This window comes from Dyella sp. (assembly GCF_035685805.1).
Taxonomy (GTDB): domain Bacteria; phylum Pseudomonadota; class Gammaproteobacteria; order Xanthomonadales; family Rhodanobacteraceae; genus Dyella_A.
The window spans coordinates 38,155-55,428 of record NZ_DASSAB010000032.1 but is presented as its reverse complement, the minus strand read 5'-3'; the positions used below and the strand labels follow the sequence as shown (position 1 = coordinate 55,428).

At 67.7% G+C, this 17,274-nt stretch carries 21 protein-coding genes; 16 read left to right on the top strand and 5 right to left on the bottom strand.

What is annotated here, in order from left to right; all coding sequences use genetic code 11:
* Positions 1–30: 30 nt before the first annotated feature.
* From rpsP to rplS, 4 genes are read left to right on the top strand one after another with little or no spacing between them, the layout of a single operon-like run.
* Positions 31–285: a 30S ribosomal protein S16 gene (gene rpsP, locus VFG40_RS07540; protein WP_324896544.1), complete on the top strand. Its 255-nt coding sequence runs from the start codon at positions 31–33 to the stop codon at positions 283–285.
* Between the two features lie 2 nt (positions 286–287).
* A complete protein-coding gene (rimM, locus tag VFG40_RS07535) occupies positions 288–803 on the top strand; it encodes a ribosome maturation factor RimM (protein ID WP_324896541.1) in 516 nt (171 codons plus the stop codon).
* 31 nt (positions 804–834) lie between these two features.
* Entirely contained in the window at positions 835–1,596 is a 762-nt protein-coding gene (gene trmD / locus VFG40_RS07530; protein ID WP_324896539.1) for a tRNA (guanosine(37)-N1)-methyltransferase TrmD, read from the top strand.
* A 32-nt stretch (positions 1,597–1,628) separates the two neighbouring features.
* Entirely contained in the window at positions 1,629–2,033 is a 405-nt protein-coding gene (gene rplS / locus VFG40_RS07525; protein WP_324896537.1) for a 50S ribosomal protein L19, read from the top strand.
* Positions 2,034–2,172: 139 nt separating this feature from the next.
* Here rplS and VFG40_RS07520 read toward each other — a convergent pair whose 3' ends face one another.
* Both VFG40_RS07520 and epmB read right to left on the bottom strand, forming a co-directional pair.
* On the bottom strand, positions 2,173–4,221 hold the full coding sequence (locus VFG40_RS07520; protein ID WP_324896535.1) for an EAL domain-containing response regulator: 2,049 nt from the start codon (positions 4,219–4,221) through the stop codon (positions 2,173–2,175).
* A gap of 133 nt (positions 4,222–4,354) precedes the next feature.
* A complete protein-coding gene (gene epmB, locus VFG40_RS07515; protein WP_324896533.1) occupies positions 4,355–5,365 on the bottom strand; it encodes an EF-P beta-lysylation protein EpmB in 1,011 nt (336 codons plus the stop codon).
* Positions 5,366–5,454: 89 nt separating this feature from the next.
* On the opposite strand from epmB, the gene efp reads away from it, so the two are divergent.
* The 7 genes from efp (at position 5,455) to folE2 (ending at position 11,221) form a co-directional block, all read left to right on the top strand.
* Positions 5,455–6,036 carry an elongation factor P gene (gene efp / locus VFG40_RS07510; protein ID WP_324896531.1) on the top strand — a complete coding sequence of 194 codons (582 nt, stop codon included), beginning with the start codon at positions 5,455–5,457 and terminating at the stop codon, positions 6,034–6,036.
* 249 nt (positions 6,037–6,285) lie between these two features.
* Entirely contained in the window at positions 6,286–7,617 is a 1,332-nt protein-coding gene (locus VFG40_RS07505) for a TRZ/ATZ family hydrolase (RefSeq protein ID WP_324896529.1), read from the top strand.
* Between the two features lie 25 nt (positions 7,618–7,642).
* The gene (locus tag VFG40_RS07500) at positions 7,643–7,897 is read left to right on the top strand and encodes a YciI family protein (RefSeq protein WP_324896527.1); all 255 of its coding nucleotides are present in this window, start codon (positions 7,643–7,645) and stop codon (positions 7,895–7,897) included.
* 22 nt (positions 7,898–7,919) lie between these two features.
* Positions 7,920–8,630, top strand: a complete 711-nt coding sequence (ubiG, locus tag VFG40_RS07495; protein WP_324896524.1) for a bifunctional 2-polyprenyl-6-hydroxyphenol methylase/3-demethylubiquinol 3-O-methyltransferase UbiG — start codon at positions 7,920–7,922, stop codon at positions 8,628–8,630.
* Positions 8,627–9,307, top strand: a complete 681-nt coding sequence (gene gph / locus VFG40_RS07490) for a phosphoglycolate phosphatase (RefSeq protein WP_324896522.1) — start codon at positions 8,627–8,629, stop codon at positions 9,305–9,307. The genes ubiG and gph overlap by 4 nt, the downstream gene beginning before the upstream one ends.
* On the top strand, positions 9,304–10,155 hold the full coding sequence (locus VFG40_RS07485; RefSeq protein WP_324896520.1) for a squalene/phytoene synthase family protein: 852 nt from the start codon (positions 9,304–9,306) through the stop codon (positions 10,153–10,155). The genes gph and VFG40_RS07485 overlap by 4 nt, the downstream gene beginning before the upstream one ends.
* Positions 10,156–10,273: 118 nt before the next feature.
* The gene (gene folE2, locus VFG40_RS07480) at positions 10,274–11,221 is read left to right on the top strand and encodes a GTP cyclohydrolase FolE2 (RefSeq protein ID WP_324896518.1); all 948 of its coding nucleotides are present in this window, start codon (positions 10,274–10,276) and stop codon (positions 11,219–11,221) included.
* Between the two features lie 15 nt (positions 11,222–11,236).
* Here folE2 and VFG40_RS07475 read toward each other — a convergent pair whose 3' ends face one another.
* Positions 11,237–12,043: a M23 family metallopeptidase gene (locus tag VFG40_RS07475; RefSeq protein WP_414649263.1), complete on the bottom strand. Its 807-nt coding sequence runs from the start codon at positions 12,041–12,043 to the stop codon at positions 11,237–11,239.
* 106 nt (positions 12,044–12,149) lie between these two features.
* On the bottom strand, positions 12,150–12,428 hold the full coding sequence (yidD, locus tag VFG40_RS07470; RefSeq protein ID WP_324896516.1) for a membrane protein insertion efficiency factor YidD: 279 nt from the start codon (positions 12,426–12,428) through the stop codon (positions 12,150–12,152).
* 122 nt (positions 12,429–12,550) lie between these two features.
* Between yidD and dksA the strand changes: the two genes are divergently transcribed.
* The 5 genes from dksA (at position 12,551) to arsH (ending at position 16,585) form a co-directional block, all read left to right on the top strand.
* Positions 12,551–13,720, top strand: coding sequence for an RNA polymerase-binding protein DksA (dksA, locus tag VFG40_RS07465; RefSeq protein ID WP_324896514.1), 1,170 nt, complete (start codon positions 12,551–12,553; stop codon positions 13,718–13,720).
* Between the two features lie 244 nt (positions 13,721–13,964).
* Complete coding sequence (locus VFG40_RS07460; protein WP_324896512.1) at positions 13,965–14,315, top strand: ArsR/SmtB family transcription factor; 351 nt, start codon at positions 13,965–13,967, stop codon at positions 14,313–14,315.
* Positions 14,312–14,755 carry an arsenate reductase (glutaredoxin) gene (arsC, locus tag VFG40_RS07455; RefSeq protein ID WP_324896510.1) on the top strand — a complete coding sequence of 148 codons (444 nt, stop codon included), beginning with the start codon at positions 14,312–14,314 and terminating at the stop codon, positions 14,753–14,755. Before VFG40_RS07460 ends, arsC begins: the two co-directional genes overlap by 4 nt.
* 28 nt (positions 14,756–14,783) lie before the next feature.
* On the top strand, positions 14,784–15,848 hold the full coding sequence (arsB, locus tag VFG40_RS07450) for an ACR3 family arsenite efflux transporter (RefSeq protein WP_324896508.1): 1,065 nt from the start codon (positions 14,784–14,786) through the stop codon (positions 15,846–15,848).
* Positions 15,845–16,585 (top strand): arsenical resistance protein ArsH, encoded by a 741-nt coding sequence (arsH, locus tag VFG40_RS07445; protein ID WP_324896506.1) that lies wholly within the window; start codon positions 15,845–15,847, stop codon positions 16,583–16,585. The genes arsB and arsH overlap by 4 nt, the downstream gene beginning before the upstream one ends.
* A 30-nt stretch (positions 16,586–16,615) precedes the next feature.
* Here arsH and VFG40_RS07440 read toward each other — a convergent pair whose 3' ends face one another.
* A complete protein-coding gene (locus VFG40_RS07440) occupies positions 16,616–17,041 on the bottom strand; it encodes a SufE family protein (protein WP_324896504.1) in 426 nt (141 codons plus the stop codon).
* Between the last annotated feature and the right edge of the window lie 233 nt (positions 17,042–17,274).

Here is a 17,274-nt window from a genome sequence, read left to right as displayed (position 1 = left end):
GGCAATTCCGGCAACTCTGGAGCTTTTACTATGGTCAAGATTCGTCTTTCGCGCGGTGGCGCCAAGGGCCGTCCGTTCTACCACGTCGTCGTGACCGACCAGCGCAACAAGCGCGACGGTCGCAACATCGAGAGCGTGGGTTTCTACAACCCGGTTGCGTCGGGCAAGGACAAGCGCCTTGAGCTGAACGTCGAGCGCGTGAAGGAATGGGTGGGCAAGGGCGCCCAGCTGACCGACAAGGTCGCTGCGCTGGTGAAGGAAGCCGGCAAGCAGCAGGCCGCCTGAGTATGGCGACAGCCGGTCGGCGCGTCCTGATGGGGCGCATCGTCGGGCTGTACGGCGTGCAGGGCTGGCTCAAGATCGAATCCTGGTCCGAGCCCCGCACGCGCATCTTCGATTACCAGCCCTGGCAGCTGAGTGTGGCGCCGGGTGAGATGGTGGAGATGTCGGGCATCAAGGGGCGTCCACAGGGCAAGGGGCTGGTATGCCAGTTGCCGCAGGTGGACAGCCGCGAAAAGGCGGTGGCGTGGGTGGGCAAGGACATCTATGTCGCCCGCGAATCGCTCCCGCCGCCCGGCAAGGACGAGTATTACTGGGTCGACCTCGAAGGCCTCGAGGTCACCACGACGGACGGAGTGGTGTTGGGACGGGTCAGCCACCTGTTCGCAACGGGCGCCAACGATGTGGTGGTGGTGCGTGACGATGAACGCGAGCGGTTGATTCCCTTCATTCAGGGCCGCTACGTGCATTCGGTGGATCTCGACGGCGGCCGTATGGTGGTGGATTGGGATCCTGAATTCTGAGTTCGCGCCACGCGCCGGAGTCGAGGGTCTGATGCGGATCGACGTTGTCACGCTGTTTCCCGAATTCATGCAGCAGTGCGCAGCGGTCGGTGTGGTGGGACGCGCACAGCAGCGGGATCTGTTGCAGGTGCAGACGTGGAACCCCCGCGACTATGCCCGCGACAGCTACCGCACCGTGGATGGCCGCACCTGCGGCGGTGGTCCCGGGATGGTGATGCTGATCGAACCCTTGCGCGCGGCCCTGAGCGTCGTACGCGAGGCTGCGCCGGAGCCGGTGCACGTGATTTACCTCAGTCCGCAGGGAGCGCGGCTGACGCAAGGCAGGGTGGAGGCGCTGGCGAGGTTGCCGCGTGTGGCTCTGATTTGCGGACGATATGAAGGTGTGGACGAGCGTTTGCTGGCGCACGAGGTCGACGAGGAGCTGTCGATCGGCGATTATGTGTTGTCGGGTGGCGAGCTGGGCGCCGCGGTGGTGATCGATGCCGTGGGAAGGCTGCAGGATGGCGCGTTGAACGATGCGCAGTCCGCCCTGCAGGATTCGTTTTCGGACGGCCTGCTGGATTGTCCGCACTACACCAAGCCGGTGCACGACGCACTGGGTGATGTGCCGGCAGTGCTTTTGTCCGGCGACCACGCGGCGATTCGCCGCTGGCGCCTGAAGCAGTCGCTGGGACGGACCTGGTTGCGACGTCCCGACCTGCTGGCGCGGCGGACCCTGGATGCAGAGTCTTCCGCGCTGCTTGAAGAATTCCGCCGCGAGTACCTGCGGCACAACGATGCGGCCAACGTGTGACCGCAGTTATTGCATTTGACACAGGTGTTGCCATGAACAAGATCATCGAACAGTTCGAATCCGAGCAGATCACCCGCCAGCTGCCGGACTTCGGCCCCGGCGACACGGTAGTGGTCAACGTCAAGGTGAAGGAAGGTAACCGCGAGCGCGTGCAGGCGTTCGAGGGCATCGTCATCGCCAAGCGCAGCCGCGGCCTGCATTCGGCCTTTACCGTGCGCAAGATCTCGCATGGTACCGGCGTCGAGCGCGTGTTCCAGGCGCACAGCCCGACCATCGAATCCGTCACGGTCAAGCGCAAGGGCAAGGTCCGCGGCGCGAAGCTGTACTACCTGCGCGGGCTGGAAGGCAAGGCTGCTCGCATCAAGGAAGACATCGCTGCCGCTGCTGCCGCGAAGGCTGCCTCCAAGGCCGCCGCGGCCGCTGCTGCCGCCGAGTAAACGCTCGCTCCCAGCGGGTTTTGCAAAACAGAAAAGCCGCGGGCCAGCCCGCGGCTTTTTTGATGCTCGCCTGCTGCGCGTCATCAGCAGCGGGCGGCGTCCCGGTGCAGCCAGCGCTGCCGCCGGGCTGCGCGGACGATCAGGCCATCAGGCGCTGCGGCTCCTGCAGGAAGTTGCCCTGCACGAAGTCCACGCCACACGCGAACAGCAGCGACGTGCTGCTGGCATCCTCGACCCACTCGGCCACGGTGATGCGGTTCATCTCGCGGGCCTGGTGGCAGATCTCGGTGATCTTCTTCTGGTTTTCCGGGTGCTGCGGCAGTTGCGCCATATAGCTGCGGTCGATCTTGAGATAATCCGCGTCCACATGGGTGAGCAGCTGGAACGAGTTCAGGCCGGAGCCGAACTGCTCCAGTGCGAATCGACCGCCGAGCTTCTTCCAGCCGGTGACGAACTCGTGGGCCGGACGCAGCAAGGTGACCACCTTGCTTTCGGTCATCTCCAGCACGATCTGTCCGTGCTTGAGCCCGGCCTTGCTCACCTGCTCTCCCAGCCAGGGCAGCAGGGTCGGGTCCTGGATCGAGTCGGCGGTGAGCTTGACGAAGAACGTCGTGTGGATGCCCTGGCCATCGCGGGTGCGCAGGATCGAGATCGCCTTGCTCAGCACCCAGCGATCGATCGCCACGGTCAGCCCGTGCTGTTCGGCGATGGGCATGAAGAACCCGGGCAGCACCTCGCCCTGCGGACCATTCATGCGCAGCAGGATCTCCGAATACTCGCCTTCGGCGTCCTGCAGGCTGATGGTGTGCTGGTGGTAGAGCACGAACCCGTCGGTCGCCAGGGCCTGCTGCAGCAGCTGCAGCCAGTAACGCTCGCGCTCCTCGTCGGCCTTCTCGCGTGCCGCCGGGTCGTGTACCTCCACCCGGCCACCGCCCTGGCTGATCACGTTGCGCAGCGCCTGGTTGGCCTGGTTCAGCAGCAACTCGGCGTTGGCGTTCTTCTCTCCCAGCAGGCTGCCACCGATACTCGTCGACACGGTGATGGACTGGCTGCCGAGGTCGAAGATCTCGTCGGCGATGGCGTGCTGCAGTTTGCCGATCCAGGCCTTGATGGCCTCGTCGTTGCGATCGCGCAGCACCACGCCAATGGTGTGCTCGGCCAGCAGTCCGGCGACATCATCTTCGCCGAGCTGGCTGCTGACACGGTTGGCGAAGGCCGCAAGCAGCTCGTCAGCCCGTCCCAGGCCGACACTGTCGACCATGCTGTTCCAGTTGTCCGGCTCGATCAGCAGCAGGCTCTGGCCCTTGGTTCCCTTCGCGGCGGCGGCCACCGCGTCGTCGATGCACTCCAGCGTGCGGGCGCGGTTGTACAAGCCGGTGACCGGGTCGCGCTGCAGCTGTTCGATCAGCATCGGATCGACCTGCTGGCGCCGGAACACGATCTGCAGGCACGGCTCGCCCTCGAAGGTGGCGTGGGCGAACTCCACCGTGGCCTGGAACGTGGTGCCGTCCGAGCGTCGGGCCTGCAGTTCGATGTGGTTGGGCGCCTTCTCGTTGCGTGACTGGGCGCGCAGCAGGTTCTTGAAGCCTTCCGCATCGTTGCTGCTGATCAGGTCCAGCACCGGCAGGCCGAGCATGTCGTCGAACTCGTCGTAGCCGAAGGTCTCCAGGTAGGCCTTGTTGGCGCGCACATGCATGCCCTCGTGCACGAAGGCGATCGGATCGGTGGAGGAGTCGAGCAGGGCATCCGCGCGGCGCTCCGATTCGCGCAGCGCCGACTCGAGCAGGCGCACCTGGCGGCGCGTCTGCAGGGCCTCGTGCTCGCGCTGCAGGACCGTCGCCAGCTGCTTGGTCTGGCTGCGGATCGCGATGCCGCGCACGCCATCGTTGAACAGGTCGGCGACGAGCTGGTTGTCCATCTGCGCCACGATTGCCACCAGCGCCATGTCGCGCCCGTTGGCGTCCAGCTTCTGGGTGACTTCCCTCAGCGTCATCTTCGCCAGCGCCGGGTCGTACAGCACGATGTCCGGCGCCTGCTCGTCAAGCGCGGCCTGGATCTCCTCGGGGGTGGTGGCGCGGGCGGGGCGTACCGCGATACCCCCGTTGCGCAGCAGGCTGATGATCTGCTCGGCATCTTCGACCGAAGTCTCGATGAACAGGATCCGGATAACGGAGGCGTCTTTTTTCATGGGCACCGGGTGGTCCGTGGGGCGCCGTGCCTTGCGGAGGCGTGGCGCAGGCGCTCTTGCGTAGACGAGGTTTGTAACGGATTCCGGCGGTGGCCGCCAGCGTGGCGCGACGGCGTGGCGAGCGGCTTCGCTTTCAGAGCGGGCGTTTGGCCGGCTCGCCTGCCACCTCGCGCACCAGCCGCGGCACCAGGTAACCGGGTAGCCGTGCGCGAATGGCTTGCACCAGCGCCAGTGCGGCAGCGTCGTCGACCTCGAAATGGGCCGCGCCCTGCACCCGGTCGAGCTGGTGCAGGTAGTACGGCAGCACGCCCGCGGCGAACAGCCGCTCGGACAGGTCGACCAGCGCGTCGGCCGCGTCGTTCACCCCGCGCAGCAGCACCGCCTGGTTCAACACGGTGGCGCCGGCGCCGCGCAGGCGCTCGCACGCGTCGTCCACCGAGGCATCCAGTTCGTTGGCATGGTTGGCGTGCAGCACCACGACCTTCTGCAGCGGAAGCGAGCCCAGCCATTCGGTGAACGGCGCATCGATCCGCTCGGGCAGGACCACCGGCAGGCGGGTGTGGATGCGCAGCCGCGTCACGTGCGGCAGGTCGGCGAGGCCGCGGCTGAGCTCTTCGAGCTTGGCCGTGGCCAGCGCCAGCGGATCGCCGCCGGAGAGAATCAACTCGTGGATGCTGGTGTCCAGGCGCAAGTGCTCCAAGGCCCGTCGCCACTGGCCTGCCGCGGCCATCTCCTCGCCGTAGGGAAAGTGTCGGCGGAAGCAGTAGCGGCAGTTGATCGCGCAGCTGCCGCTGGCGATCAACAGCGCGCGGCCGTGGTACTTGTGCAGCAGGCCCTGCGACTCGCGCGCGCCCAGATCGCCCACTGCGTCCACGGCGTAGCCGTCCACGTCCGCAAGCTCCGCCAGCTGGGGCAGTACCTGCAGCAGCAGGGGGTCCGATGGATCGCCGTGGCGCATGCGCGACACGAAACCGCGCGGTACGCGCAGCGCGAAGCCGGCATCGTCGACAGGCAGTTGCGCCGCAAGCGAGGACAGCCCCAGCAGGGCGAGCAGCTCGGCGGGGTCGGTGATGGCCTCGCGCCAGAGCTGGCGCCAGTCCGGGACGGGCGACGATAGGCGGGCGCTGGAGCTTGCGGTTATCATGGCGGACCTGTGAATCGGGCCCGGGCGCCCGACGAAGCATTCATTTTAGCCGCCCGCGGCGGCGGAATTTACCCTGGAGCAGATAGCGCATGGCGACCCTTGGCCTCAACGATGTCAAAACGGGCAAGAAGATCCTCCACAACGGCGATCCGTGGATCATCACCGAGGCGGACTTCATCAAGCCGGGCAAGGGCCAGGCGTTCACCCGCATCCGTATCCGCAACCTCAAGGATGGCCGCACCACCGAGCAGACGTTGAAGTCCAGCGACTCGTTCGAGGAGGCCGATGCGGTCGACACCGACATGCAGCTGTCCTTCATCGACGGTATCGGCAAGGACCGGGTGTGGAACTTCATGAACATGGAGACCTTCGAGACGATCCCGGCCACGCTGTCCGCCATGGGCGACGCGTGGAAGTGGCTCAAGGGCGAGGAGGAATGCGTGGTCACGCTCTTCAACGGCGGCATCATCGCCGTACAGCCGCCGAAGTTCGTCGAGCTGAAGATCGTCGAGACCGACCCGGGCGTGCGCGGTGATACCTCCGGCGGCGGCGGCAAGCCGGCCACGCTGGAAACCGGCGCCGTGGTGCGCGTGCCGTTGTTCGTCAACCAGGACGAGATCATCAAGGTCGATACCCGCACCGGCGAATACGACAGCCGCGTCGGCAAGTGACAAGCCGGCGCGTGGGCGATGCCCGCGCCTTTGCCGGCTTGTCATCCCGGCGAAAGCCGGGATCCAGTGAGGTACCTGTGCGCAGCACGCCGAGCCCCTTCGCGGAGAGCATCGCACTCACTGGATTCCAGCTTCCGTCGGAATGATGACCATGGGGGCGGGCGCCGCAAGGTACCGCCCCTTGTCGTATTTGCATCAAGTGCAGCGGCCATGATGGCCGCAGGCGCACCCGGACACAGTGAGGTGAAGATGAGTTCCATGCCGCCGAAGTCGGTTGATCTGGTCATCGAGGCGCGTTGGGTCGTGCCGGTGGAGCCCCATGCGGTGGTGCTGGAGCAGCACGCCGTGGTGGTGGACGCCGACCGCATCGTGGCGCTGCTGCCGATTGCCGAAGCGCGCGCCGCCTACGCGCCGCGCGAGCGGGTGGAACTGGGCGAGCACGCGCTGATTCCCGGCCTGATCAACAGCCACACGCACAACCCGATGACCCTGCTGCGCGGCCTCGCCGACGACCTGCCGCTGATGACCTGGCTGCAGGAGCACATCTGGCCGGCCGAGGCCAAGGTGATCGGGCCGGAGTTCGTACGCGACGGGGTCGAGCTGGCGGTGGCCGAGATGCTGCGCGGCGGTACCACCTGCGCCAACGAGAACTACTTCTTCCCCGATGCGATCGGCGCCACTTATCGCAAGCTCGGCTTCCGCGCCGTGGTCGGCCTGCCGGTGATCGAGTTCCCCACGGCCTGGGCCAAGACCCAGGACGAGTACTTCGAGCGCGCGGGCGAGGTGCACGACAGCTTCCTCGGCGATCCGCTGGTGGGCACGGCGTTCGCGCCGCACGCGCCGTACACCGTGTCCGATGCCAGTTTCGAGCGGATCCGAGTGCTCTCCGACCAACTCGACATCCCGGTGCATCTGCACACGCACGAGACTGCCCACGAGATCGAGGAAGAAAAGAAGAAGTCCGGCCTGCGCCCCTTCCAGCGGCTGCAGCGGCTCGGGCTGGTCAACGACCGCCTGATCGCCGTGCACATGACGCAGGTAACCGACGGCGAGATTGCCGCGTGCGCCGAAGCGGGCGTATCGGTAGTGCATTGCCCGGAGTCCAATCTCAAGCTGGCCTCGGGCTTCTGCCCTGCCGAGAAATTCCGTCGCGCAGGCGTCAACCTCGCCATCGCCACGGACGGCTGCGCCTCCAACAACGACCTGGACATGTTCAGCGAGATGCGCACGGCGGCGATCCTGGCCAAGGCGGTGGCGCAGGATGCCGCCGCGTTCGACGCCGCCTCGGCGCTGCGCGCCGGCACCCTCAACGCGGCCCGCGCGATGGGCCTGGAAGACAAGGTTGGCTCGATCAAGGTCGGCAAGCAGGCCGACTTCGCTGCCGTGCGCCTGAGCGACCTGGAAACCCAGCCGCTGTTCCATGTCGCCTCGCAGCTGGTCTACGCCACCGGCCGTCATCAGGTGACGGACGTGTGGATCGCCGGACGTCGCAAGCTGGCCGGGCGCGAACTGGTGGGCATGGATGTGGAAGGAATGCTCGCCCGCACGCGCCAGTGGCGCGAACGCATCGCGGCGGTGTGAGGCGATGCAGGCAATCGATCGACCGATGAAGCTTTACCTGGTCATGCTGCTGCGCCGGCCGCAGGTGGACCCCGCCGCGATCAGCGCGCACATGGCGTTTCTCGATGCCCTGCGGCTGGACGGCACCATCGAGCGCTCCGGCCCGTTCACCGACCGCTCCGGCGGTGCCTACCTGCTGCGTGCGGTTGACGCCGACGCGGCGCAGGCCATCGTCCAGCGCGATCCGGCGCATACCAGCGGCGGCTGGGATATCACTGTCCACGAATGGCAGGCGCGCTGAGCGCCCGCCCGGAGCCTTGACCATGCAGACCACGCACGCCAACGTCAGTCCGGAAGAGATCGCGCGTTTCGACAAACTCGCCGCGCGGTGGTGGGATCCGGATGGCGAATCCCGGCCGCTGCACGACCTCAACCCGGTCCGCGCCGCCTACGTGGCCGCGCGCAGCAACCTGCGCGATGCAAAGGTGGCCGACGTCGGCTGCGGCGGTGGCCTGCTCAGCGAGGCACTGGCACGGGAAGGGGCTCGCGTCACCGGCATCGACCTGGGCGAAAAGGTCATCGAGATCGCCAGGCTGCACCTGTACGAGTCGAACCTCACCGTCGATTACCGGGTGCAATCCTCCAAGGCGCTGGCGGAAGCCGAGCCGGCGAGCTTCGATGCCGTTTGCTGCATGGAGATGATCGAGCACGTGCCCGATCCCGAGGCGCTGGTGAATGATCTGGCGGCGATGCTCAAGCCGGGCGGCCGCCTGTTCATGTCCACGCTCAACCGCACGCCGGCCGCGTTCGGCACCGCCATCATCGGCGCGGAGTACCTGATGCGGCTGCTGCCGCGAGGCACGCACCACTACGCGCAGTTCCTCAAGCCTTCCGAGCTGGCGCGGCTGCTGCGTCATGCCGGGCTGGAGCTGGAGGACGTCAGCGGCCTGGCCTACAACCCGATCAGCCGCAAGGCCTGGCTCAGCCGCATCACCGCGGTGAACTACGTGCTGTGCGCACGCAAGGGCGCATGAGGACGCTGCCGTCGCCGCTGGGCGGCGTGCTGTTCGACCTGGACGGCACCCTGCTCGACAGCGCCCCGGACCTTTATGCGGCGCTCGTGCAGCAGTGTCTGGAAGAGGGCGTGCCGGCGCCGCCGTTCGAGCCGGTGCGCGAGGTGGTGTCACGCGGTTCGCGGGCCATCCTTCGCTGCGCCTTTGCAGGGCTTGGCGAAGCCGCGATCGAGGCGAGGGTGCCGCGCTACCTCGCGCTGTACGAATCCATGCTGGCGCAGCACACGGTGGCATTTGAGGGCGTCGATGCGTTGCTGGCGCAGCTCGAGGCGCAGGGCACGCGCTGGGGCGTGGTCACCAACAAGCCCGGCTTTCTCACCGATCCGCTGCTGGCCCGCATCGGCTGGGCGGCGCGCGCGGCTGCGGTGGTCTCCGGCGACACGCTGGCGGTGAAGAAACCCGACCCGGCGCCCGTGCTGCTGGCCTGTGTGCGTGCCGGCATCGATCCGGCGCACAGCGTGTTCGTCGGCGACGACCGTCGCGACGTGCTCGCCGGCGCGGCGGCGGGGCTGTATACGGTGGCCGTGCGCTGGGGCTACCTGGACGGCGGCGATCCGGACGACTGGCAGGCCGATCGCGTGGTCGATCATCCGGACCAGCTCACGACGTTGCTGACCGCGGGGCGCGTGCCGGCATGAGCGAGCTGCCGCCCGATGCCCTGCAGAGCTACACCGACAAGTGGCTTGCCGTGCAGCCGCAGCAGCGCCTTGCGCTTGCCTTCGTCGACCCGCAGCAGCATGCGGGGCACATCGCGCTGGCTGCGCTGGAACAGGAGCTGCTTGCTGCCGCATATGGCATCCGCGAGCCGCAGGTAGCCGCCGTGAAGCTCAACTGGTGGGCAGAAGAACTCGCCGGCGCGGCGGCCAGCGGAGGGCGTCATCCGCTCACCCAGGTGCTGTTCGACGACGCGCGGGCGCAGGCGCTGCCGGTCGAGTACTGGCTGGCGCCGGTACGCGCCGCGATTGCGCAGCTCGAGGCGGGAACGTCCGCTGATTTTTCTGCACAGCTCGCCGCGGCCGAGCCGCTGCACGGGGCGCTGGCGGCGCTGGAAACGGCCTGGTGGTTCGGGCCCGCGGCGCCTTCTGCCAAGGCAGCGCGACTGGCTACCCTGGCGCACCTGCTGCACGCGCTGCGTCGCCTGCATGACGATGCGGAGCGCGACCGATTGCCGCTGCCCATGGCGCGATTGGCCCGGTTCCACCTGTCACGCGCGGCGTTGCGTAGCCGCAGCGACTCGCTGGATCAGGCGCTCCGCGCGCAGTTGTCCGACCTCGCCCGGTGCTGGGACGAGGCGTCCAGGCACGATGGTCCGCTGAGCGTCTTTCGCACGCTGGAAGCCCGTACCGGCGGGGCCTTGGCCCGCGCCGGCGCCCGCGCGGGCGATCCCCTCCACGTGTTGCAGCAGGGCCTGTCCGGCGGCGCTTTCGGGCACACGCTGGCTGCGTGGCGGGCCGCGCGGCGCTGGCGGCGGCACGACCAACGCTGACCATTTCCGGCCTGCTGCGGACGCAGCGTTTCCCGCGGTCGCCTGTTGTGCCCGGCCGGGCTGCCCCAAAATAGGCGTTTCGACGCGGACCGCTTCGCCCGCACGACAAGGATTTTTCATGCACAGCCACGAGAACACCGCCCGCCTGATGCCCGACGTCGCCCATCAGGAGCAGCCGCATCTGGCCGGTGCGCTGGACTGGGTCGGCATGGACGGCATCGAGGTGCCGGTGCGCTTCGATGCCGGCGATGGCGACGTGCAGCGCGCCAGCGCGCAGGTCGGCGCGTTCGTCAATCTCACGCGCACCGACAAGCGCGGCATCCACATGTCGCGGCTGTACCTGCTGGTGGACGAGCACCTGAGCAAGCGCACGCTCGACGCGACCACGCTCGAGGCGCTGCTGCACGCGTTTCTCGAATCCCACGCGGGGCTGGCCGATCGCGCCCGCATCTCGGTGCGCTTCGATCATCTGGTGCGGCGCGCGGCGCTGCGCAGCGCCAACAGCGGCTGGCGCGCCTATCCGGTGTCGATCGAGGCCAGCCTGGGGGCCGAGGGTTTCCGCATGGAGCTGGGCACGGAAGTGGTCTATTCATCCACCTGTCCGGCGTCGGCCGCGTTGTCGCGTCAGCTGATCCAGGAGCAGTTCGCCCGGGATTTCGCTGCCGGCGAGCCGGTGGATCACGCGGCGGTGCTGGCCTGGCTGGGCAGCGAGCAGGGCATCGTCGCGACGCCGCATGCGCAGCGCAGCGTGGCGCGCCTGCTGGTGCGCTTCGGCAAGGGTGCACCGCTCGACCTCATCGGCCTGCTCGACCGTGTCGAACAGGCGCTTGGCACGCCGGTGCAGACTGCCGTGAAGCGCGAGGACGAGCAGGCATTTGCGCTTGCCAACGGCGGCAATCTGATGTTCTGCGAAGATGCCGCCCGCCGGATCCAGCGGGCGCTCGACGCTGATGCCGCCATCGTCGATTTCCACGTGCGCCTCGAGCACCAGGAGAGCCTGCATCCGCACGATGCCGTGGCCTACGCCAGCAAGGGTGTCGAGGGCGGTTTCGGGCCGCGCGGCTGAGCCACGCGCTGCGCCTCAGCGCGGCGGTGCCAGTCCCGGCAGCAGCAGTGGATCAAGCCGGGTATCGAACCAGTTGAAGCCCCAGTGCAGGTGCGGGCCAGTGGCCCGGCCGGTCATGCCGGACCGCGCGATCACTTGCCCTTGCGCCACGCGCTGGCCCACGCGCACGTCGATCCGCGACAAGTGCAGGAAGTTCGAGCTGAGCCCGAACCCGTGGTCCAGCACCACGGTGCCGCCGGTGAGGAAGAGCGAGGCCGAGGCGAACGTCACCACGCCCGCTGCCGGCGCGCGAACCGGCGTGCCAGTGGGCACGGCCAGGTCCATGCCCGAGTGAGGCGCCCCCGGCGCGCCGTTGTAGATGCGCTGGCGGCCGAAGCGGCCGCTGATGCGCCCGTTCACCGGCCAGATGAAGCCGCGCAGGAAATCCTCCCTTGCATCGTCCCGCTTGCGCGCTGCGCCAACCTGAGCCTGTTCGCGCGCAATCCGACGGGCGATCGACGGGGGCGGTTTGACCGTCTTCGCCGGCACGCCGTCGATCCGTTCCAGCGGCCAGTCACGGGGCGTGACGGCGATCCGGAACGTGCGGCTCTCCGAGTGCGCGTCGCGCACGGTCAAGAGCAGCGGCCCCACCGAGTCGCGGCCGGCCGCGAATACCACGCTGCCATCGCCGCCGACCCTCAGCGGTATGCCGTCCAGCTGTGCAGTGCTACCCGGGGTGACGCGGGCGATCACCAGTTCTCCCTGGGTGATCCGGCGCGGCATGGCGATGCTCGCGGCCGCCACCGTCAGCGCCGGCAGCAGCACAAGCAACAGTGCAAGCAAGCTGCAGCAGGTCCTCGGCACGCGCGCGATCCGGCGGCGGATGTTGCCAGCGCCGCGGGCCGGCGCGCCGTTGCATGGCGCCATCGCAGCCGACCCCGCTGCGGCCTCAGCTCGCACGGGGCGGTTCACTTGAGTCGGTGGTGCGGTGGTGTCCGCATCGCGCCAGGCGGAAGTGCGCTGGCACCGGATCCTCTCCGCCATGGCACAGCGGCTGGCAGCGCAGCAGGCGCCACAGCGTCAACACACTGCCCTGGAGCGGCCCGAAGCGTGCAACGGCAATCCGTGCATAATCGGAGCAACTGGGGTAAAAGCGACAGCGCTGCCCCAGCAGGGGGCTGAGCCAGCGTTTGTAGAAGCGAAGCAGAAAAAGCAGGAATCGGGTCAAGACATTTCACGCGGCCGAGACGGCTGGCGGTTCGAAGTGCCGAGTATTCCAGAAGCGCGCTTGCTGGTGTAAGGCACATGGGCTATAACACCCGGCCGCCACGGCCACAACGGTGAAGGGAAATGGCGAAAACCACGCGTAGTTCGACCGCCGCCAAGGCGAAGAAGAACAAGCCTGCGGCCTCGGCGAAACAAGCCAAGCCGGGCAAGGCGAAGCCCTCAGCCGCCGCTGCACGCAGCGCCAGCAAGGCCACCGTGAAAGCCGCGCCGAAAAAGGCGGCAGCAACAACCAAGGTCGCGGCGAAGAAGGCTCCGGCGAAGAAGGCGGCCGCCAAGGCGGCTCCTGCAAAGAAGGCGGCGGCGAAAAAACCCGTTGCCAAGAAGCCGGCCGTGACCAAGGCTGCGGCAACCAAGGCAGCGGCCAAGAAATCCGCGGCGAACAAGCCGGCCGTCGCCAAGAAAGCGGCAGCAGCGAAGTCGCCCAAGAACATCAAGCACACCAAGGCCACGGGCAAGGCGCCCGTCGCCACGAAGGCACCGACCAAGCCAGCCAGCCGCAGTTCGGCAGGCGCCAGCAGCAAGCCGGCGACCAAGCCCGCACCCAAGCCGGTGGCTGCCGCGGCGAAGGCCCAGCCGGCGAACAAGCCGACGCCCGCCAGGCAGGCACCGGCCGCCGCACCTGCGGCATCGGCCGCGTTGCCGCTCAAGGGCAAGGTCGCCAGCGCGGTCAGCATGGCCAGTCAACGGGTTGCCACGGCAACTGCCAGTCATACTCCTCCCAAGAAACAGAAGTCTCAGTCGTCCCCAATGAATAAAGCTGCTTCAAATACAGACAATGGCGTGACCAAGGAAGACGGGCGTTACGCACTTCCCGCCAACATCACCATCGAATTGCCCAAGGGCTATCGTCCCTCCGCCAATGAGGAGTACATGGGTCCCAAGCACCTGGCGTACTTCCGCCAGAAGCTTCGTGACTGGCGTGACCAGCTGGTGGAGGAGTCGCGCCAGACCATGGAGAACCTGCGCGACGAAGTGCGCGACGTCGGCGACGAGGCCGAGCGCGCCACGCGCGAAACCGAGAACTCGCTCGAGCTGCGCACCCGCGATCGCTACCGCAAGCTGATCTCCAAGATCGACAAGGCGTTGCGCCGGATCGAGGAAGGCCGCTACGGCTACTGCGAGGAGACCGACGAGGAAATCGGCGTGGATCGTCTCGACGCCCGCCCGATCGCCACGCTCTCGCTCGATGCGCAGGAGCGCCGCGAGCACCTGCAGAAGCAGATGGGCGACTGATTCCTCCGGCATCGCCGCGAGTCGTCAAAGCCCCGCCTCGCGCGGGGCTTTGTCTTTCCAGCCTGGTATCGATCGAGGGGCGTCGACAGCGTCAGCTTGCAGCGAAGCATGCAGGGCGGCCGGTGAGGGGATCGGCGTTGTAGTCGCGCGCTGCATGCAGGTATCACACGCCAGCAAACGAACAAAGCTCCTGGCAGCTGTAGGTGGCCTTGCGCCTCGATTACATATCGGCGATTCTGGAACTATGGATGAAAGCGACGCCCTCGCCACGCTCGCCGCGCTCGCCCAGCCGACCCGGCTGGCGGTGTTCCGGCTGCTGGTGACGCGTGAGCCGCTTGGCCTGCCGGCCGGCGACATCGCAACTTCGCTTGCCGTACCCCAGAACACCATGTCGACGCACCTGGGGGTGCTGGCGCGTGCGGGACTGGTGTGTGCCGAGCGCCATAGCCGCTCGATGATCTACCGCGCCCGGCTCGACGCGCTGCGTGCGCTGATGGTGTTTCTCGCCCGCGACTGCTGCAACGCTCACCCTGAACTGTGTACCCCGCTGCTGGCCGAGCTGGCCTGCTGCCCTCCGACCAAGGTCAAGGCATGAACGACACCGAGCCATCATTCGACGTGGTGATCTACCACAACCCCGCCTGCGGCACCTCGCGCAACACGCTGGCCCTGATTCGGCACTGCGGTTTCGAGCCTCACGTCATCGAATACCTGCAGACGCCGCCGAGCCGCGCGCTGCTCGCGCAGCTGGCGGCACGCACGGGCGAGCCGCTGCGCGCGCTGATCCGCGAGAAAGGCACGCCTTACGCCGAGCTGGGGCTACACGACACCACGCTGTCGGACGACGCGTTGCTCGACGCGATGATCGCCCATCCGATCCTGATCAACCGCCCGCTGGTGGTCTCGCCGCGGGGCGTGGCGCTGTGCCGGCCGTCCGAGCGTGTGCTCGACCTGCTGCCGATGCGTCCGCGTGGCGCCTTCGTCAAGGAGGACGGCGAGGCGGTGCTCGATGCGCAGGGCCATCGCGTCGGCTGATGGCTTTTCACTCTTGTCGGATTCACCGATGACCGCCGCCGCCCCACGCCTTCGCCTCTCGTTTCTCGACCGTTACCTCACCGTGTGGATATTCGCCGCGATGGCACTGGGCGTGCTGCTCGGCTCGGTGTTCCCGCAGTTGCCCGCGGCGCTCGATCACCTGAGCATCGGCAGCACTAACCTTCCGATCGCGGTTGGCCTGGTGCTGATGATGTATCCGCCGCTGGCTAAGGTGCGCTACGAGGAGCTGCACCGGGTATTCGCCGACCGCCGCCTGTTGTGGCTGTCGCTGCTGCAGAACTGGATCATCGGGCCGCTGCTGATGTTCGCGCTGGCGGTGATCTTCCTGCGCGACCAGCCCGAGTACATGACCGGGCTGATCCTGATTGGCCTCGCGCGCTGCATCGCCATGGTGCTGGTGTGGAACCAGCTGGCCGGCGGCGACAACCAATACGTGGCCGGGCTGGTGGCGTTCAACGCGATCTTCCAGCTGCTCACCTTCGGCGCGTATGCGTGGTTCTTCCTCAGCGTATTGCCGCCGCTGTTCGGCCTCGCGGGGCAGGTGGTGCCGGTGGCGTTTTCCACCATCGCTGTCGCGGTGCTGATCTATCTCGGCATCCCGTTCGCCGCCGGCTGGCTGAGCCGGCGCGTGCTGATCCGCAGCAAGGGTGAGGCCTGGTATACCGAGCGCTTCCTGCCGCGCATCGGGCCGATCACGCTGGTGGCGCTGCTGTTCACCATCGTGGCGATGTTCAGCCTCAAGGGCGGCCAGCTGCTCGCGCTGCCGGCCGATGTGCTGCGCGTGGCGCTGCCGCTGGTGGTGTACTTTGTGGTGATGTTTGCGGCGAGCTTCGCGATGGCGCGTTTCGTCGGCGCCAATTACCCGCGCACCACGGCGGTGGCGTTTACTGCCGCCGGCAACAACTTCGAGCTGGCTATCGCGGTGGCCATCGCCGCATTCGGGCTGGCGTCGAAGGTGGCGTTTGCCGCGGTGATCGGGCCACTGGTGGAGGTGCCGGTGCTGCTGGCGCTGGTGCATGCGGCGCGGGCGATGCGGTCGCGCTTCCCGGTGACGGCGGAGACGCGCGCATGAGCCGGCTGCGCACCCTTGCCGATCCCGATCTGTTGCCGGCGCTGCAGCCGGAATTCGCCCATCGCCGCCCGGCGCTGGGCCTGGCGCCGGACCAGCCGCCGCCGCGCATCCTGCTGCTGTATGGCTCGCTGCGCGAGCGCTCGTACTCGCGGCTGGCGGTGGAAGAGGCGGCGCGGCTGCTGCAGTTCTTCGGTGCCGAAACGCGCATCTTCGATCCCTCCGACCTGCCGTGGCCCGACCAGCCGGGCGCTGACGACCACCCGGCCGTGCGCGAACTGCGCGAGCTCTCGCTGTGGTCCGAGGGCCAGGTCTGGTGCAGCCCGGAGCGGCACGGCCAGATCACCGGCGTGATGAAGGCGCAAATCGATCACCTGCCGCTGTCGATAGGCTCGGTACGCCCCACCCAGGGCCGCACGCTGGCGGTGATGCAGGTGTCCGGCGGCTCGCAGTCGTTCAATGCGGTCAACACGCTGCGCCTGCTGGGGCGCTGGATGCGCATGGTCACCATCCCCAACCAGTCCAGCGTGGCCAAGGCCTGGCAGGAATTCGACGAGGCCGGCCGCATGAAGCCCTCGGCCTACTACGATCGCATCGTCGACGTGATGGAGGAGCTGGTGCGTTTCACCGTGCTGCTGCGCCCGCATGCCGCGCAACTGGTGGATCGGTATTCCGAGCGACGCGAGGCGGGACAGCCTGTGCCCGACGCGGCCGTGCAGGCCACGCTGGCATCCATGTAGCTGCCCCGTGCGCTGGCTTGCGCCGTCCGGTCAGGCCAGCGTAGCGGCGGCGTAGGCCTTGATCTTGGCCAGCATCGCCGCCAGCCCGTTCGAGCGCGTGGGCGAGAGGTGCTTGGCCAGGCCGATGGTCTGGATGAACTCCGGCTCGGTCGCCACAATTTCGGCGGCGGAGCGATCGGAGTACACCCGCAACACCAGCGCGATCAGCCCGGAAACGATGGCCGAATCGCTGATCGCCTCGAAGTGCATCTTGGCCGCGTCGCCGCTGGGCACCAGCCACACCATCGACTGGCAGCCGTGCACACGGTTGGCCTCGGTCCTGGCGTCGTCGGGGAAGGCGGGCAACTGCTTGCCCAGGTCGATCAGGTACTGGTAGCGCTCGGTCCAGTCACCGAAGAAGGCGAACTCCTCGGCAATTTGCTGCTGGGCGTCGTGGGTCGTGGGGGTCTCGGTCATCCACGCATTATTGCGCCCCCGGCGGCGGGACGCGACCGGGCCCGGCGTCGTGCTGGCCGCCTGGTGGGAGGGCGGGCTCATGCGTCACGGGGCAGGTGCCCGTCTCTCCTCGACGCCATTCCCGCAAAAGCGGGAATCCATGGGGCGGGGGCAGAGGCCAATATCGATGACCGGCACTCGCGTTGAAAAGCTCCTCCCGCTCCCGCGGGAATGACGTCACGAGCCATTCCACG